We start from the raw sequence: 17059 nt of genomic DNA, 5'->3' as shown, positions 1-17059 counted from the left end.
CATCCGGCTCTGCATCCGGCTCGGCTCGATTCCGGCCATCCAGCCATCCGGCATGCCGCCGGGCACCGATACGCCTTTCCGTGGCGGCCTTTCGCCGTTAAAACAGCCCTTCCCTGGCCGCATTCCGGCCGGTCGTCAGCAGTCTGAGTGGATGCAGCATGTCCCGCTACAATGCCAAGGCGGTCGAAACCAAGTGGCAGTCGGTCTGGACCGAGCGCCAGGCCTTCCGCGCCAAGGCCGATCCGTCCCGGCCGAAATATTATGTGCTCGAGATGTTCCCCTATCCGTCGGGGCGCATCCATATGGGCCATGTGCGCAACTACACGCTGGGCGACGTGGTGGCGCGCTACAAGCGGGCGCGCGGCTTCAACGTGCTGCATCCCATGGGCTGGGACGCCTTTGGCCTGCCGGCGGAAAACGCCGCCCAGGAAAAGAAGGTGCACCCGGCCGCCTGGACCTACGACAACATCGCCAACATGCGCGCCGAACTGCAGCGCATGGGCCTGTCGCTGGACTGGAGCCGCGAACTCGCCACCTGCCACCCGGGCTATTACAAGCACCAGCAGAAGCTGTTCCTCGATTTCCTGAAAGCCGGCCTGATCTATCGCCGCGAAAGCTTCGTCAACTGGGATCCGGTCGACCAGACCGTGCTGGCCAACGAGCAGGTGATCGATGGCCGCGGCTGGCGTTCGGGTGCCGTGGTCGAACGGCGCAAGCTGTCGCAGTGGTTCCTCAAGATCACCGCCTACGCCGATGATCTGCTGCAGGCCTTAAACGGCCTTGACCGCTGGCCCGAACGCGTGCGGCTGATGCAGCAGAACTGGATCGGCAAGTCGGAAGGCGCACGCTTCTCCTTCGCCCTGAAGAACCGGGCCGACAGAATCGAAGTATACTCCACCAGGCCCGACACCCTGTTCGGCGCCAGTTTCGTCGCCATCTCGGCCGATCATCCGCTGGCTGCCGAGGCCGCGAAGACCGATCCGAAGCTGGCGGCCTTCATCGAGGAATGCCGCCAGACCGGTACGGCGGAAGCCGAACTGGAAAAGGCGGAGAAGAAGGGCTACCGCATACCGCTGGATGCCATCCATCCCTTCGATGCGGCCTGGACCCTGCCGGTCTATGTGGCGAATTTCGTGTTGATGGAATACGGCACCGGCGCCATCTTCGGCTGCCCCGGCCATGACCAGCGCGACCTGGATTTCGCCCGCAAATACGACCTGCCGGTGAAGGCTGTGGTGGCTCCGAAAGGCCAGTCGTCACTGGAGATCGGCGCCGAAGCCTTCACCGATACCGATAACACTGCGGCGATCAATTCCGATTTCATGAACGGCCTGGATGTCGCTGCCGCCAAGCGCGCCGCGATCGCCAGGCTGGAAGAACTGAAGGCCGGCGAAGGCACCGTCACCTTCCGCCTGCGTGACTGGGGCGTATCGCGCCAGCGCTACTGGGGCTGCCCGATTCCGGTGGTCCACTGCGATGCCTGCGGCATCGTGCCAGTGCCGGAAAAGGATCTGCCGGTGCAGCTGCCCGACGACGTCACCTTCGACCGGCCGGGCAACCCGCTGGATCATCACCCGACCTGGAAGCATGTGAACTGCCCTTCCTGCGGCAAACCGGCCCGGCGCGAGACCGACACCTGCGACACCTTTGTCGATTCATCCTGGTATTTCGCCCGCTTCTGCAGTCCGCGCGCCGACGAACCGATGGTGAAGGCCGAGGTCGATTATTGGCTGCCGGTGGATCAGTATATCGGCGGCATCGAACACGCCATCCTGCACCTGCTCTATTCGCGTTTCTTCACCCGCGCGCTCCGCGATACGGGCCATGTGTCGCTGCCCAGCGGCGAGCCCTTCGCCGGCCTGTTCACCCAGGGCATGGTCTGCCACGAGACCTACAAGGATGCTTCCGGCGCCTGGCTGATGCCCAGCGAGGTGAAAAGGGATGGCGGCAATGTGGTGCATATCCGCACCAATGAGCCGGTCACGGTGGGCCGCACCGAGAAGATGTCGAAGTCGAAGAAAAACGTCATCGACCCGGGCCTGATCATCGACACCTACGGCGCTGACACCGCGCGCTGGTTCATGCTCTCCGACTCTCCGCCGGAACGCGACCTGGAATGGAGCGAATCCGGCGTCGAAGGCGCCTGGCGCTTTACCCAGCGCCTCTGGCGCCTGGTGTCCGAACCGAAAGGCCGCATCGCCGGCAAGGCCGCGCCCACGCCCGCCGAATTCAGCGGCGCCGCGCTGGAACTGCGGCGCGCCCTGCACAAGACCATTGCCGCGATGACCGGCGACCTTGAGCAGTTCCATTTCAACAAGGCGGTTGCGCGGATTCATGAATTCACTAACCTGCTGGAAGCGACCAAGGGCGATGATGATGCCGTTGCCTGGGCGCGGCGCGAGGCGCTGGAAACGCTGGCCAAGCTGATCGGCCCGATGGTGCCGCATCTGGCCGAAGAGATATGGCAGGCGCTGGGCCATGACGGCCTGCTGCTGGAACAGCCATGGCCGGTCGCCGATGCCGACCTGGTACGCGACGACACCGTGACCGTGGCGGTGCAGGTCTCGGGCAAGCTGCGCGCCACCATCGAAGTGGAACGCGACATGGACAAGACGGCACTGGAAAAACTGGCGCTGGCCAATGATAATGTACAGCGCGCCATCGACGGTAAACCCGTGCGCAAGGTGGTGATCGTGCCCAACCGGATCGTCAATGTCGTGGTCTAGGCTGATCTGTCTGCTGGCTCTGCTGTCAGCCGGTCTGGCCGGCTGCGGCTTCAAGCCGTTGTATCGCCAGGATGGGCCCGGCGATACGGTGCCGCAATTCAGCCAGATCAGCATCACCCAGCCGGAAGACCGGATAAGCCAGCAGTTGCGCAACCACCTGCTGGACATGGTCACCCCAAAGGGCAGCCCGGAACAACCCTTATATATCCTGGACTATCGCATCACTGAGTCGGTCGGCTCTGTCTTTGTCACCCGCAGTGACGAGATCACGCGCAATAACCTGCAGCTTAGCGTTGCGGCTTACCTGCGCGACTATAAGACTGGCAACCCCCTGACATCGTTTTCGGTCTCCAGTCAGGCCTCTTACAACCTGACTGTGGCCGATTATGCGAATCTGATCAGCGAAAAAAATGCGCGCGAACGCGCCTTGCGCGATGCCGCCGAGCAGATTCGCATCAGGCTGGCAAATTACTTCAACCGCCTCCATTCCAGACCTCTGCCGCAACCGCGCGCGTCATGAAACTCGCACCGCGTGAGGTCGAGGCTTTTGTCCGTCGTCCGCGCCCAGAAATCCGCGCCGTGCTGCTGTTTGGCAGCGATGCCGGCATGATCCGCGAGCGCGCCAAGGCCATTGCCCAAAGCGTTGTGAAGGACCTGAGCGATCCCTTCCTGGTTACCACGCTGACCGGTGCACAGCTGCAGGAAGACCCGGCCCGGCTGGCCGATGAAGCCGCGGCTATAGCGTTGACCGGCGGCCGTCGCGTCGTGATGGTCTCGGGCGCAGGCGATCGCAATGCCAAGCTGTTCGACTCCTTCCTGGAGTCGCTGGTCGGCGACACTCTGGTCGTCGTCGAGGCTGGTGAACTGGCGGCCCGTTCATCGCTGCGGGCCGCCTTCGAGGAATGCGACCTTGCCGTCGCCATCGGTTGTTACGCCGACGATCAACGCGCCCTGCAGAGCCTGATCGAAGATATGGCGCGCGAAGCCGGCAAGAAGATCGCGTCCGAGGCCATGGGCTACCTGCTCGACAATCTGGGCACCGACCGCATGGTGACGCGCGGCGAGATCGCCAAGCTGCTGCTGTACAAGGGCGACGATGCCACGCCGATCGGCCTGGAAGATTGCGAGGCGGTGATCGGCGACAGTTCGTCACTGTTCCTGGACGATGTCGCCTTCGCCGCCTTTGGTGGCGATTTCAACGGCCTGACCGATGCCCTGACCCGGTGCGAAAGCGCCGGCGAATCGCCCGTGGCGATCCTGCGCGTGGCGCAGAAACATGGCCAGAAGCTGCATCTGGCTGCCGGCCAGCGCGAGGCGGGCAGCCGCCTGGACCCGCAGCGCTTAGGGGTACACTGGACGCGGCGCGATGGTTTCGAACGCCAGTCGAAAATGTGGTCCAGCGACCGCTTGATGCGCGCGTTGGAAATCCTCACCGATGCGGAACTGACGGCAAAAAGCACCGGCATGCCGGCTGCCGCGGCCTGTGGCGATGCCCTGCTGCGGATTGCCAGAGCCGCGCGCGTCGCGCGATAAGACTGGGCCGCGCGCGGCGCGCGATAGCTACTTGCCGAAATCCAGGATCGCCGCGGCGCCGTCCTCGGCGCCGGCCATGAGATAGCGCCCGTCGGATGTCCAGCCCAGGGCCGTGACCGGCGCATCGCCCAGACATTCAAGGTCGATGCTGGAGCCATCGGAAATACGGCCGAGCTTGAGTCGGCCATCATCATGCCCGGACGCGACAAGACCATGGCGCGGATGGCAGGCCACGACGGTGACGGGCGCGCCGCGGCTGAGTTCCACCGGTGCCGACCCCATCGGCCCTTTGCCCTTGCAGTCCCACACCACCACAACCTCGGCGCCGCTGGTCGCCAGCCAGCGGCCGTCCCGCGACCAGCTGAAGCTTTTCGGCTTGGCCGGATAGCCGCTCATGCGCATGTCGGCGGAATCGGCCAGCCGCCAGCCATGCAGTTCGTTTTCCTGCGTTCCGGTGATGACGAATTTGCCATCGGGTGACCAGGTGACCGCGACATGCGAGCCTTTCCAGGCCAACCGCTTCGGCTGCTGCGCCTCCGCCTTGGCCCACCACAGGCTGACACCGCCGTAATGGGCTGCCACCAGCCGCTTGCCCTTCGGATTGAAAGCAATGCCGCTGACCGTGCTGGGATGATCCTCGAAGACCGCGACCGGCCGGCCCACGCCATCCAGCAGGCCGACCTTCTTGCCGGCGGCATAGGCAATGCCGCTGCCGTTATCGGCCACGGCCACATGCTCGATCCACTTGCGTTGCACGCTGGCCAGCTCGTGGCCTTCGCCGGTCACGGTGGTGCGCATCAGCCGGCCATCGTCGCCGCCCGAGACAAAACCCTCGCCGCCGGGCGCGGCAACCAGGCACAGCAGGGTTGCATCGGCATGCACGATCAGGCGGCGGGTATTGGCCGCCTCCGGGTCGTCGAATGGCCGCAAGGCGATCGATCCGTCGCCCAGGCCGAAGCCGGCCGTGCCGGCCATCTCGGCGGCCCCCACCGCAACCACGCCGGCCTTGAACTGCCACAGATACGCGCGGAAGCCGATCTGCGTTCCGGCCCCCGCCTGCTTGGCATCAGGCGCGACAGGCATCGAAACCCTGCTGCAGGGCGGCGGCATCCAGCTCGCGGCCGATGAAGACCAGCTTGGACTGCCGCTTCTCGTCGGTCCGCCAGGGGCGCTGGAAATCGCCATCCTTGATCATGTGAACGGCCTGGAAAACGAAGCGCTTGTCGCTCCCCTTCAGGTCGAGGATGCCCTTGGCGCGCAGGATGTCCTGGCCCTTGGTGGCCAGCAGTTCGCTGATCCAGGCATCGAATTTGCGGGCATCCAGCGGTGCGGCAACCGTGAGCGAAACGCTCTTCACCGAAACATCGTGTACATGGTCATGGCCGCAATGCTCGTCGTGTACATGACCCGGTTCGCCATGGGGCGGATTATGGCCGTGATGATGATCATGGCCATGGTCATGATGATGGTCGTGATGATGGCCGCAATGCTCGTCATGCACATGGCCGGGCTCGCCATGGGCGGGGTTCTTCTTCAGGAACTCCGGCTCCAGGTCAAGAATGCGATCCAGATCGAAGGCGCCGCGATCCAGGACCTGCTCAAGCGGCACGTCGCATTTGGTGGCGTGATGGATTTTCGCAAAGGCGTTGATCGCACGGATGCGTCCCTCGACCTCGGCCAGTTCGGCGGGTGTCACCAGATCGGTCTTGTTCAGGATGATCACGTCGGCAAAGGCGATCTGCTCTTCCGCCTCGCGGCTATCCTTCAGCCGGGCCGGCAGATGGCGGGCATCGACCACGGTGACGATAGAATCCAGCTTGGCGCGGCGCGACACATCCTCGTCGACGAAAAAGGTCTGCGCCACGGGGCCTGGATCGGCCAGGCCGGTGGTTTCCACAATGATCGCATCGAAGCGGTCCTTGCGCTTGAACAGGCCCTCGATGATACGAATCAGGTCTCCGCGCACGGTGCAGCAGATGCAGCCGTTGTTCATCTCGAAGACTTCCTCGTCGGCATCCACGACCAGCTCGTTGTCGATGCCGACCTCGCCGAACTCGTTGATGATCACGGCGTATTTCTTGCCGTGCGGCTCGGTGAGAATGCGGTTCAGCAAGGTGGTCTTGCCGGCACCGAGATAGCCGGTCAGGACGGTGACAGGCGTTTGCGACATGGGCTTACTCCGGGGGGATCGGCTGTGCTATGAATTGGCCGTAACCATAGTGGCCCGCCCGCCGGAGTCCAGCCCCGGCCCGGCTGCCCCAATCCCGGGAAAGCCCAGCCGTTCCAAACCCATGTCCAATCGCACCGCCACCTACTGGATCACCGTCCCGAGCCCGCTGGGCTCGCTGAGCGTGGCCGCGCGGGATGGCGCCATCGTCGAACTGGACTGGGGCGGCCGCGGCGCACGTGCCCTGGCGGTCGACCAGCCACCCGAGATCGCCGCCCTGCTGGCCGAGGCTGCGCGACAGCTGGCAGCCTATTTCGCCGATGGCGGTTTCCGCTTCGACCTGCCGCTGCGGCCTGATGGCAGCGACTTCCAGCGGGCGGTGTGGGATTTCATGCTGGCGATCCCGGCTGGCGAAACCCGCACCTATGGCCAGGCTGCGGAGGCCACCGGCGCCGTGGCGCGCGCGGTGGGCGGGGCCTGCGGCGCCAATCCGATCCCGGTGATCATCCCCTGCCACCGCATCCTGGCGGCAGGCGGCGAAACCGGCGGCTATTCCGGCAAGGGCGGACTGCAGACCAAGCGCTGGCTGCTGCGGCACGAAGGCGCCTATGTGCCGCCGGTGCAGACCGATCTGCTGACCGGGCTGGCTTCGTGACCACGCCGGAAACCGCTGCCGGCCAGCCCGATGCCCTGGTGGAACGCAGCGAGGACGTCGCCGCGGCGACGCGCCACCCGCTGCTGCGGCGGCTGCACGATTACTGGCAGGACAAGGCCGCCGGACGCATCGCCCCGGCGCGCAGCGACATCGACCCCATCGATTTCTCCTATGCCATCGGCTGGACCACGCTGGTGGATGTGCTTGGGTCGGGTGCCGAGTTCCAGGCCCGCGTCTTTGGCGGCAACATGGCCCTGCTGGCCGGCCAGGAACTGACCGGCCGCACCAGCGCCGCCATACAGGACCCGGAACTGCGACAGGCCATCGTGGCCAACCTGCGCTGGGTTGTGACCAATCGCAAACCATTGCGCATCTACCGCGAACTGACCACGGCGCAGCGGCGCTATCGCTACGAGACGGTCATCCTGCCGCTTTCTTCCGATGGCCAGCGGGTGGACCAATTGCTGATGGCGGCCACGCCGCCCCTGTCCGAAGCCGGTTGATTGCTGCGGCGCGCTGCCGCTAGAGTTCCCCGTCACCGAGAAGCCGAACAGGAGGAACCCATGGCCCGCAGCATCGAAATCCAGGCCCATGATGGCGGCCGCTTCACCGGATACCTGGCCGAACCGGCCGGCGGGAAAGGTCCGGGCATCCTCGTCATTCAGGAAATCTTCGGCGTCAATAAGGTGATGCGCGACATCTGCGACGGCTTGGCGGCGCAGGGCTACATCGCGCTCTGCCCCGACCTGTTCTGGCGCCAGGAACCCGGCGTCGACATCACCGACAAGACCAAGGCCGAATGGGACAAGGCGTTTGCACTGTTTGGCGGTTTCAATCTCGACAAGGGCATCGAGGATCTGAAGGCGTCGCTGTCGGTTCTGCGCAAGCTGCCCGGCTGCAACGGCAAGGTCGGCACGGTGGGATACTGCCTGGGCGGCCGGCTAGCCTATCTGATGGCCTGCCGCAGCGACGTGGATGCCGCCGTGGGCTATTACGGCGTGATGCTGCAGGACCATCTTGCCGAAGCGAAAAACATCAAGAAGCCGCTGCTGCTGCATTGCGCCACCGAGGACAAGTTCGTCCCCAAGGATGCGCAGGCGAAGATCGCCGCCGAGCTGAAGAATTATCCGCTGGTCACGCGCCTGGATTATCAGGGCAACGATCACGCCTTCGCCCGTGTGGGCGGCGAGCATTACGACAAGGCCGCCGCGGACCTGGCCAACAGCCGCACGGCGGAGTTTTTCAAGAAACATCTGGCCTGATCGCCGGCATCGCCCTACTTCCGGTTCCGCAACACCCAACACAAGGACTGCAATCCATGGCGCATGCCATCCGTATCCACGCCAACGGCGGCCCCGAAGTGATGAAGTGGGAAGAGGTCGAGGTCGGCGATCCCGGTCCGGGCCAGATCCGTATCAAGGCCTCGGCCGCCGGCCTGAACTACATCGACACCTATCACCGCTCGGGCCTGTACAAGCTGCCGCTGCCGCTGATCTTGGGCCAGGAAGGCGCCGGCACCGTGACGGCGGTGGGCGCCAATGTGAGCGACATCAAGGTGGGCGACCGCGTCGCCTATGCCTCCTCGCCGCTGGGCTCGTATGCGGAGGAGCGCCTGATGCAGGCCGACCGCTGCGTGGTGCTGCCCGCTGGCATCAGCGACCAGCAGGCTGCCGCCATGATGCTGAAGGGCATGACCACGGAATACCTGCTGCGCCGGACCTACAAGGTGCAGCCCGGCGAAACCATCCTGTTCCATGCCGCCGCCGGCGGCGTCGGGCTGATCTTCGGACAATGGGCCAAGGCGCTGGGCGCCACGGTGATCGGCACGGTCGGCAGCGAGGACAAGGCCAAGCTAGCCAAGGCCCATGGCTACGACCACGTGATCAACTACCGCACCGAGAATTTCGTCGAGCGGGTGAAGGAGATCACCAAGGGCGAAGGCGTGCCGGTCGTTTATGACGGGGTTGGCAAGGATACCTGGGACGGCTCGCTCGACTGCCTGCGTCCGCTTGGCCTGATGGTCAGCTTCGGCAATGCCTCCGGCGCGGTGCCGCCCTTTGCCGTCGGCACGCTGGCCACCAAGGGTTCGCTTTATGTCACGCGCCCCACGCTGGTCACCTACACGGCCAAGCGGACCGATCTGGTCAATTCCGCCAATGCGCTGTTCGACGTGGTGAAGGCGGGTAAGGTGAAGATCGAGACGCCGCAGACCTACGCGCTGAAGGACGCCGCCCGGGCCCATGCCGATCTCGAGGCGCGCAAGACCACCGGCTCCACCCTGCTGCTGCCGTAATCCGCTGCCGCATGCCCGCCATGCGGTAGCCTTTTACCCCTTCCGGAATGGCGGCGGCCTTGGCATTGTGCCGCCGCCATGACCGATCTCCTCAGCCTCGCCGCCGGCAACCTGCTGTCGCCGATGATCCTCGCCTTCGCGCTGGGCGCTCTGGCGGCTTTCCTGCGCTCCGACCTCGAAATCCCCGAAGGCGCCGCCAAGGGACTGGCGATCTATCTGATGTTCGCCATCGGCTTCAAGGGCGGCGTCGCCATGCATTCCGCCAGCGGGCTGGCCCTGCTCTGGGCCATTCTCGCCGCCCTGGCCCTCAGCATCATCCTGCCGCTGCTGGCGTTTGGCCTGCTGCGCGGCATCTGGCGGCAGGACCGCACCAATGCCGCCGCCATCGCCGCCCATTACGGCTCGATCAGCATCGTCACCTTCGTCACGGCCGCCGAGTTCCTGCGCAGCCGGGATATTCCTTACGAAGGCTATCTGGTGGCGATGACCGCGGTGATGGAAACTCCGGCCATCCTGATCGGACTGCTGCTGGCCGGACGGCAGGTGCAGCAGGGCATGCAGCAGGGCAGCAGCGAACGCGGCGAGCTGGTGCGCGAGGTGCTGGTGAACGGTTCGGTGATGCTGCTGGTCGGCGGCTTCATCATCGGCTGGATCACCGGCGATGCCGGCCTGACCAAGATCAGGCCCTTCGTGGTCGACCTGTTCAACGGCGCGCTCTGCATCTTCCTGCTCGACATGGGCCTGGTGGCCGTGCGCCAGGGCCGCGCGGCCAAGCATTTCCCCAAGCCGCTGATCCTGTTCGGCCTGGTGATGCCGCCGCTGGGCGCGGCTTTGGGCCTGCTCACCGCCTGGGCGCTGGGTCTGAGCGTCGGCGGCGCCATGCTGCTGGCGGTGCTGGCAGCCTCGGCTTCCTACATTGCCGTGCCGGCCGCCATGCGCCTGGCCTTGCCCGCGGCCAATCCCTCGCTGTCGGTGACGCTGGCGCTGGCCATCACTTTCCCCTTCAATGTCGCCATCGGCCTGCCACTCTACCTGCTGGCCGCGCAATATCTGTTCGGAGGCTGAAGACCATGCCGGGCCATCCGCGCAAGAAGATCGAGATCATCGTCGAGGCGCCGCTGCAAAGATCCATTCTCGACTGGCTCGGCAGTCAGGGCGTGAAAGGCTGGAGCCTGCTGCCCCGGGTGATCGGCGGCGGCCAGCATGGCGAACGCAGCGGCGACGACGTGACGCGCGCCTTCGACAACGTTATGATCGTGGCCGTCACCACCGAGCCGGTGGCACGCCAGGTGCTGGATGGTTTTCACCAGCGCTTCGCCAATGCCGTCGCCATCGTGTATGTTTCCGACGTGGAAGTGGCACGACCGGGTCATTTTTGATGCGCGACGACATCCCTGCCGCACAGTCTCCGGCTCAACAGGGCCGCGCGCTGGCACGGACCTGCCGCACGGCCACGCTGGGCACGGCGATGGCGGACGGAAGTGGACAGCCCTATGCCTCGCTCGTCCTGATGGCCTGCGATGTCGACGCGACACCCTTGCTGCTCATCTCCACCCTGGCCGACCACACGAAAAACATCCTGAATGATAACCGCGTGTCGCTGCTTTGCGACGGCACGGGAGGTTATGCCGAACCGCTGACCGGCCCGCGCGTCACCCTGCTGGGCGTTGCCGAAAAAACCGAGCTGCCGCGCCACCGAACCCGCTTCCTCGCGCGGCACCCCTCGGCCGAGATGTATGCCGGCTTCAGGGACTTTGCCTTCTACCGTCTGCGCATCACGCGCGCTCATATCGTGGCCGGCTTCGGGAAAATCCACTGGTTCGACGATTACACTTTTTCCGGCGACTGGCAGGCCCTGGCCGGAGCGGAAGCCGATATCATCGAGCACATGAACACCGACCACACTGACGCCGTGCAGCTTTATGCGACCAAACTGCTGGGCCGCACGGAGGGCAGCTGGAAGATGTGCGGCGTGGACCCGGAAGGCGTCGACCTGATCCGCAGCGACGAGGGCCATGAGGGCGAGCTGCTGCGCCTGCCTTTCGCCAAACCGGTGAGCGATGCCGAAGGCGCGCGGGTGGAACTAGTCCGTCTGGTGAAGCAGGCGCGGGCGTCATAATAAAAAGCCCGCCAGCCTTGCGGCTGACGGGCTCTTGCGTCCGATGTCCGGGGAGGACTTGCGCGGACGGCTTACCAGCTTGTCACTACGGCGCCCTTGAACTTCTCTTCCACGAAGGCTTTCACCTCGGGCGAGCGATAGGCTTGCACCAGTTTGGCGTATTCGGGCTTGTCCTTGTCCTGGCTGCGCACGGCGATGATGTTCACGTAGGGCGATTTCGGCGTCTCGATGGCGATCGAATCGCGCTTGGGGTTCAGGCCAGCGGGGATCGCGTAATTGGTGTTGATCACGGCGGCATCCAGCTCGTCCAGCGCACGGGGGAGCTGGGCGGCGTCGAGTTCCACGATGCGCAGCTTCTTCGGATTCTCGGCGATATCCAGCGGAGTCGCCTTCAGGCCAGCATCCTTTTTAAGCTTGATCAGACCGGCCGATTCCAGCACCAGCAGGGCGCGGCCGCCATTGGTGGGATCGTTGGGAATGCCGATGCGCGCGCCATTGGCCAGGTCGCCGATGGCCTTCACCTTCTTGGAATAGGCGCCCATCGGGAAATTCACTGTGTAGCCGATATTGCTGATCTTGTAGCCGCGATCCTTGATCTGCGCCTCCAGATACGGGAGATGCTGGTAGGAATTCACATCCAGGTCGCCGGCATTGAGCGCGGCATTGGGCTGCACGTAATCGCTGAATTCCACGATCTGGATTTTCAGGCCGTCCTTTTCGGCCACCTTCTTCACCACCTCAAAAATCTCCGCATGCGGGCCGGCGGTAACGCCGACCTTGATCGGCTTGTCCTGGGCGACAGCGGGGAGCGAGACGAGAGCCGCGACGGCAAGGGCGGCGAAACTGCGACGGTTCAACATGGTGTTTTTCCTTTTCTGTGTGGGGAGACTGAACAAAAAACTCAACGATGGCTGAGGCGGCGCACCAGGCGGTCGCCGGCTGACTGCACGGCCTGCACGAAGACAATCAGCACCAGCACGACGGCCAGCATCACCTCGGGCAGGAACCGTTGATAGCCGTAGCGGATGCCGATATCCCCTAAGCCGCCACCGCCCACTGCACCCGCCATGGCGGAATAGCCGATCAGGCTGACCAGCGTGATGGTGAGGCCGGCGACGATGCCCGGCAGGGCCTCGGGCAGCAGCACCTTGGTGACGATCTGCAACGGCGTCGCGCCCATGGCCTCGGCCGCTTCGATCAGACCGGCCGGCACCTCGCGCAGGGCGGTTTCCACCAGGCGGGCGATGAAGGGGATGGCGGCGATGGTGAGCGGCACGATGGCGGCCAGCGTGCCGATCGATGTGCCCGCCACAAGGCGCGTGAAGGGAATGATCGCCACCATCAGGATGATGAAGGGGGTCGAGCGCGTGGCGTTGATCAGCAGGCCCAGCACGCGGTTGAGCGGCAGGTTCTGCAGGATGCCGCCGCGGTCGGTGAGGATCAGCACCACGCCGAGCGGGATGCCGAAGGCGGCGCCGATGCCGCCCGAGACGCCGACCATCACCAGCGTCTCGAGCAGGCCGTCAAACAGCAATTCGATCAGGGCGGACGACATGATTCAGGTCCTCGACATGAAGCTGGCGGGAGAGCAGGAACTTGCGGGCGGCGGCAAGCTGGGCCTCGCTGCCGCGGGCCTGCACGACCATGACGCCGAAGGGGCGACCCTGGATCTCGTCGATCCGGCCATGCAGGATATTGAGGTCTATATTCAGGTTGCGGCTGAGCGCGGCGATCACCGGCTCGTCGGCATGCGGGCCGGTGAACAGGATGCGCCACAGGCCGGCGCCGGCATGATCCGGATCGGCGGCGATGCGCCTTTCCAGTGCCGGCGGCAAGGCGAAGCCGATTAGATCGGCCACAAAGCTGCGCGTGGTGGCATGCTGCGGCCGGGTGAAGACATCGAAGGTGGCGCCCTGCTCGATCACGCGGCCCTGTTCCATCACGGCGACGCGATCGGCGATTTCCTTCACCACCGCCATCTCGTGGGTGATCAGCACCACGGTCAGCTTCAGCCGGTCGCGGATATCCTTGATCAGCGCCAGGATCTGCTCGGTGGTTTCGGGATCGAGCGCCGAGGTGGCCTCGTCGCAGAGCAGTACCTTCGGATCAGTGGCCAGCGCACGGGCGATGCCGACGCGCTGTTTCTGGCCGCCGGACAACTGCGCCGGATAACGATCGGCCTTGTCCGCCAGGCCGACCAGTTCCAGCAAGGGCTCGACCTTGGCGCGGATCACCGCACGGCTTTCGCCGCGCAGTTCCAGCGGCAGGGCCACGTTGTCGAACACGCTGCGCGCCGACAGCAGGTTGAAATGCTGGAAGATCATGCCGATGTCGCGCCGCGCGGCGCGCAGCTCGGATGATTTCAGTTGGGTGAGGTCGCGGCCGGCGACGATCACGCTGCCTTCCGTGGGACGTTCCAGCAGGTTGATGCAGCGGATCAGCGTGGATTTGCCGGCGCCGCTGCGGCCGATCACGCCGAAGATTTCTCCCGCCGCGATCCCGAGGCTGACATCGCGCAGGGCCTCGACGCTGCCGCTCGCGCCGGCAAAGCGCTTGGTGATATGACGCAATTCGATCATGGACAGCGATCCCTCAGCGGTCGAAGGGCAGGAAACTCAGCCCGATCAGGTCGCCGCCCTGGCCCCATTCATGCCCATGCCATTCCGGTGGCAGGGCCAGCGGATCGGCCAGCGACACTGGCGCGGCGTCGCCCGGATTGTCATTGGCGGCGGGCCGTAACCGCTCGGGCGCGAGGAAGGCACCGAAGGCGGCCTGCAGGCGATGGGCGAAGCCGGGCCGGCGCCGGCTACGCTCATGCCGGGTGATATGGGTGGGCACCTCGTTGGCAGGTGCTAGAAGCAGGAACTCGGTCATGGCTTACCTCCAGGACTGAGACGGGTGGGGAAACCCGCGGCGGCGCACCGCGTTGTCGTTGGCGGCCAGCAGGGCGCGGGCGGCGCGTTCGGCATCGGCGCTGCGGCGGAAGAGCTGCTGCTCCAGGGCGGCGAATTGCGGCCCGGATGCGAAGAAGCGGAAACCGCCGCGTTCGCGGATCACCACACCGGCGGCCTCGCCGGCCGCCTCGATCAGATAGGCTTCACTCATGGGAATATCTCCGTTGGCCGGCCCTGCTTGAGGGGCGCGGCCGTTCATCGCTGGACTTAAGAAACGCGGGTGGATCGGCGCGTGGTCAGCGACAACAACAGAGACGGGTTTTGCGGATGCAGGTGCGGATCATGGGTCACTCCGGACTTTTCATTCGGGCCCACGACTTCCGCCGTGGCGCTTTAGCATTGGTGTCGCGGTGCAAGCTGCCCCTCAAATCCCGCGGTACGGCCGAAACCGACGCCCCTATATTCCACAGTCGAAGATACAGGTCAACATAAATTCACATACAGTTACGCAAATAAAACATGCCTCAGGCGCAAAAAATTCATAGCTCCGTCTGAAGCCATTGATAATTATAAATTTTCGGGAGAATTCGGTCGGGGTCGGCCCGGCAATGCCCCATTCTGCCGGACCGACCACGAATCCCGACACGACCAGCAGAGTGTCGGGACCGACCTAAGAAACCGCCCCGGCTGCAGGGAAGCAGTGGCGCGATGGGTCTGAGTATATGCGAATGATTTTCAATTACAATAGAAATCTCGTCCGTTGGCAGATTTTTTTCTGGCGGCCAGAAGACGAGCGGAAGCGGCTAGAATATGCGGAACCCGCGCCCGAAGAGCCGGGACGAAAGGGAGCCCGTGAGTCATCAGACCCCCGCCACTCCAGACACCGTGGCACTGCCGCGCCTGCGCCGCCTGCTGGAATACTGGCAAACGCAATGCCGCGGTCGCGCGATGCCCGGCCGCGCCGATATCGATCCGATGGATTTTCCCTGGCTGCTGGGCAATGTCTCTCTGGCCGATGTAGTGCCTGATGGCGGCGGCGGATACCGCTATCACATGCGTCTGGTGGGCACGCGCGTGGTCGAGCGCTTCGGCTACGATCCGACCGGCAAATGGCTCGACGAATTGCCGGAACGCGACTATCGCATCCGCGTGCAGGCCACATTCGACGATGTGGTGCGCCAGCGCCGGCCAATGACCGAAAAACTGCACATGCTGATCGACGACCGCATGCATGATTATCTGGTGCTGCGCCTCCCGCTCAGCAAAGACGGCGGGCAGGTCGACATGCTGATGATCGCGGCGGAGTTCTTCGACCCCAATGTGTGAGCCGCAACATCGGGTCAGGGATGCAGTTTCAGGCCCTTCACGGCCTTGTCCACCACCTTGCGGCCGCCATGCAACCCCAGCCCCGCCCAGTGCTGGGCCATCGCATCGCCTTCAGCGAAAACGGCACGGTTGGCGGCATCGTGTCCGGTGGCGAACATCGCCGTGACATAGGGCGCGACAGTCAGGCCCTGGGCCACTGCACGATCATGCGTCCTGCGCAGGTCATCCAGCGTGCCGGCGAAAACCAGGATCGGCTGGCCGCATAATGCAGTGTAGCGGCGGCCGGCCGCATCCGTGTATGCCTGGCCGATACAATCGGGGATGGCGGCGGCAAGCCCGCTGGCCAGGAAAGCCGTCACGTTCAGCTTCTGCCATGTGGCCAGATCCTCGCGCACCGCGATCACGATCTTGGTCTCGAACGCCACCTTTGTCTCCGACACGCCTTCCTCCCTTGTCTCGGAGCGAAGATGCCGTCAGGCCGGGGCGCTGTCTGGAAGATTTGTGCAAAGACGGCGATAGGCAGCCGGCGTCATGCCATAGGCCCGGCGGAACCAGCGGCCCAGATGGCTCTGGTCGGCAAAGCCGGCAGCAGCAGCCACCGCCGCCGGCATGGCGCCGCCAGCCAGCATCCGGCGTGCGTGGCTCAATCGCCGCTGCACCAGATAGGCATGCGGTGCCAGGCCATAAGCGGCCTTGAAGCTGCGCGTCAGATGAAAACGATCCGTCCCCAGTTGGTCAGCCATCATCTGCAGGCCAAGATCGGTGCCAAAGGCGTCGTCCATCATGGCCCGCGCCTGCCGCGCCAGCCGGGGTGCATGTATCGAGGCAATGCGATTCTCGCCGCGTCGCCGCCACAGCAGGGCAACCACGCGATCCAGCGCCGCCTCGCGGGCCATGCGGCTGCCGGGCGCGGCGACCTGACGCCAGGCGGCGAGGATGGCACGGGCCAGGCCCGGATCGTCGACCAGGGTGGCGGGAAAGCCGAAGGCGGATGCGCCATCGGAAACGCCTGCATGCTGCGCCGCCGCATCGCGCAGCCAGACAGGATCGAAATACAGCATCGCATAGACGAAGCCGCTGCTGGCACCCGCTTCACCATCATGGGTCTCGCCCGGCTCCATCAGGATGACGCGGCCGGGTGTGCTGCGGACCAGTTGGCGGCGGCAGCGGAATTGCTGCAGCCCCCGCTCCGTCACGCCCACCAGCACCTGATCGTGAAAATGTGGGTCATAGGCATGGCTGTGGAAGGCGGCGCGCACGGCTTCGGTGCCGCTGACGCGGTCGCGGGCGAAGCGGAACCAGTCCCTAGGATCTGCACCGGTCATGCGGCGGCAGTCTAGCCGCCG

General features: G+C 64.9%; 20 protein-coding genes. 11 read left to right on the top strand and 9 right to left on the bottom strand.

What is annotated here, in order from left to right; all coding sequences use genetic code 11:
- Positions 1 to 158: 158 nt before the first annotated feature.
- From leuS to holA, 3 genes are read left to right on the top strand one after another with little or no spacing between them, the layout of a single operon-like run.
- Positions 159 to 2726, top strand: a complete 2568-nt coding sequence (gene leuS, locus ACK4FK_RS05975) for a leucine--tRNA ligase (protein WP_409742502.1) — start codon at positions 159 to 161, stop codon at positions 2724 to 2726.
- A 58-nt stretch (positions 2727 to 2784) separates the two neighbouring features.
- A complete protein-coding gene (lptE, locus tag ACK4FK_RS05970; RefSeq protein ID WP_409742499.1) occupies positions 2785 to 3246 on the top strand; it encodes an LPS assembly lipoprotein LptE in 462 nt (153 codons plus the stop codon).
- Positions 3243 to 4259, top strand: coding sequence for a DNA polymerase III subunit delta (holA, locus tag ACK4FK_RS05965; protein ID WP_409742496.1), 1017 nt, complete (start codon positions 3243 to 3245; stop codon positions 4257 to 4259). Before lptE ends, holA begins: the two co-directional genes overlap by 4 nt.
- Positions 4260 to 4286: 27 nt before the next feature.
- Here the strand turns inward: holA and ACK4FK_RS05960 are convergent, their stop codons facing one another.
- Together ACK4FK_RS05960 and ACK4FK_RS05955 are read right to left on the bottom strand one after the other, a co-directional pair.
- Positions 4287 to 5342, bottom strand: coding sequence for a WD40 repeat domain-containing protein (locus tag ACK4FK_RS05960; RefSeq protein ID WP_409742494.1), 1056 nt, complete (start codon positions 5340 to 5342; stop codon positions 4287 to 4289).
- Complete coding sequence (locus tag ACK4FK_RS05955; protein WP_409742491.1) at positions 5326 to 6429, bottom strand: CobW family GTP-binding protein; 1104 nt, start codon at positions 6427 to 6429, stop codon at positions 5326 to 5328. The genes ACK4FK_RS05960 and ACK4FK_RS05955 overlap by 17 nt, the downstream gene beginning before the upstream one ends.
- 121 nt (positions 6430 to 6550) lie before the next feature.
- On the opposite strand from ACK4FK_RS05955, the gene ACK4FK_RS05950 reads away from it, so the two are divergent.
- From ACK4FK_RS05950 to ACK4FK_RS05920, 7 genes are all read left to right on the top strand, one after another.
- Positions 6551 to 7081 (top strand): methylated-DNA--[protein]-cysteine S-methyltransferase, encoded by a 531-nt coding sequence (locus ACK4FK_RS05950; RefSeq protein WP_409742488.1) that lies wholly within the window; start codon positions 6551 to 6553, stop codon positions 7079 to 7081.
- Entirely contained in the window at positions 7078 to 7584 is a 507-nt protein-coding gene (locus ACK4FK_RS05945; protein WP_409742486.1) for a PAS domain-containing protein, read from the top strand. Before ACK4FK_RS05950 ends, ACK4FK_RS05945 begins: the two co-directional genes overlap by 4 nt.
- Positions 7585 to 7644: 60 nt before the next feature.
- Positions 7645 to 8343: a dienelactone hydrolase family protein gene (locus tag ACK4FK_RS05940; protein ID WP_409742483.1), complete on the top strand. Its 699-nt coding sequence runs from the start codon at positions 7645 to 7647 to the stop codon at positions 8341 to 8343.
- A gap of 56 nt (positions 8344 to 8399) precedes the next feature.
- Positions 8400 to 9374 carry a quinone oxidoreductase family protein gene (locus ACK4FK_RS05935; RefSeq protein WP_409742480.1) on the top strand — a complete coding sequence of 325 codons (975 nt, stop codon included), beginning with the start codon at positions 8400 to 8402 and terminating at the stop codon, positions 9372 to 9374.
- A gap of 78 nt (positions 9375 to 9452) precedes the next feature.
- Positions 9453 to 10439 carry a sodium-dependent bicarbonate transport family permease gene (locus tag ACK4FK_RS05930; protein WP_409742478.1) on the top strand — a complete coding sequence of 329 codons (987 nt, stop codon included), beginning with the start codon at positions 9453 to 9455 and terminating at the stop codon, positions 10437 to 10439.
- Positions 10440 to 10444: 5 nt separating this feature from the next.
- Complete coding sequence (locus tag ACK4FK_RS05925) at positions 10445 to 10753, top strand: P-II family nitrogen regulator (RefSeq protein ID WP_409742475.1); 309 nt, start codon at positions 10445 to 10447, stop codon at positions 10751 to 10753.
- On the top strand, positions 10753 to 11493 hold the full coding sequence (locus tag ACK4FK_RS05920; protein WP_409742472.1) for a HugZ family protein: 741 nt from the start codon (positions 10753 to 10755) through the stop codon (positions 11491 to 11493). The genes ACK4FK_RS05925 and ACK4FK_RS05920 overlap by 1 nt, the downstream gene beginning before the upstream one ends.
- A 71-nt stretch (positions 11494 to 11564) precedes the next feature.
- Here ACK4FK_RS05920 and ACK4FK_RS05915 read toward each other — a convergent pair whose 3' ends face one another.
- Genes ACK4FK_RS05915 through ACK4FK_RS05895 form a run of 5 tightly spaced genes read right to left on the bottom strand, consistent with a single transcriptional unit; the run spans position 11565 to position 14598 of the window.
- Positions 11565 to 12353 (bottom strand): MetQ/NlpA family ABC transporter substrate-binding protein, encoded by a 789-nt coding sequence (locus ACK4FK_RS05915; RefSeq protein ID WP_409742469.1) that lies wholly within the window; start codon positions 12351 to 12353, stop codon positions 11565 to 11567.
- 41 nt (positions 12354 to 12394) lie between these two features.
- Positions 12395 to 13048, bottom strand: coding sequence for a methionine ABC transporter permease (locus ACK4FK_RS05910; RefSeq protein ID WP_409742466.1), 654 nt, complete (start codon positions 13046 to 13048; stop codon positions 12395 to 12397).
- A complete protein-coding gene (locus ACK4FK_RS05905; RefSeq protein WP_409742464.1) occupies positions 13017 to 14072 on the bottom strand; it encodes a methionine ABC transporter ATP-binding protein in 1056 nt (351 codons plus the stop codon). Before ACK4FK_RS05905 ends, ACK4FK_RS05910 begins: the two co-directional genes overlap by 32 nt.
- 13 nt (positions 14073 to 14085) lie before the next feature.
- Positions 14086 to 14367, bottom strand: a complete 282-nt coding sequence (locus ACK4FK_RS05900; protein WP_409742461.1) for a hypothetical protein — start codon at positions 14365 to 14367, stop codon at positions 14086 to 14088.
- Between the two features lie 3 nt (positions 14368 to 14370).
- Entirely contained in the window at positions 14371 to 14598 is a 228-nt protein-coding gene (locus ACK4FK_RS05895; RefSeq protein WP_409742458.1) for a hypothetical protein, read from the bottom strand.
- Positions 14599 to 15239: 641 nt separating this feature from the next.
- Between ACK4FK_RS05895 and ACK4FK_RS05890 the strand changes: the two genes are divergently transcribed.
- Positions 15240 to 15713: a PAS domain-containing protein gene (locus tag ACK4FK_RS05890; RefSeq protein ID WP_409742455.1), complete on the top strand. Its 474-nt coding sequence runs from the start codon at positions 15240 to 15242 to the stop codon at positions 15711 to 15713.
- Between the two features lie 14 nt (positions 15714 to 15727).
- On the opposite strand, the gene ACK4FK_RS05885 is transcribed toward ACK4FK_RS05890, so the two are convergent.
- Together ACK4FK_RS05885 and ACK4FK_RS05880 are read right to left on the bottom strand one after the other, a co-directional pair.
- Complete coding sequence (locus ACK4FK_RS05885; protein WP_409742452.1) at positions 15728 to 16153, bottom strand: DUF2000 family protein; 426 nt, start codon at positions 16151 to 16153, stop codon at positions 15728 to 15730.
- Positions 16154 to 16186: 33 nt separating this feature from the next.
- Positions 16187 to 17038, bottom strand: a complete 852-nt coding sequence (locus ACK4FK_RS05880) for an AraC family transcriptional regulator (protein ID WP_409742449.1) — start codon at positions 17036 to 17038, stop codon at positions 16187 to 16189.
- Between the last annotated feature and the right edge of the window lie 21 nt (positions 17039 to 17059).

The organism is Ferrovibrio sp., from assembly GCF_046297895.1.
Classification (GTDB): domain Bacteria; phylum Pseudomonadota; class Alphaproteobacteria; order Ferrovibrionales; family Ferrovibrionaceae; genus Ferrovibrio.
Note: the sequence above shows the minus strand (reverse complement) of the source record. Positions and strands in the feature narration are given on the sequence as shown.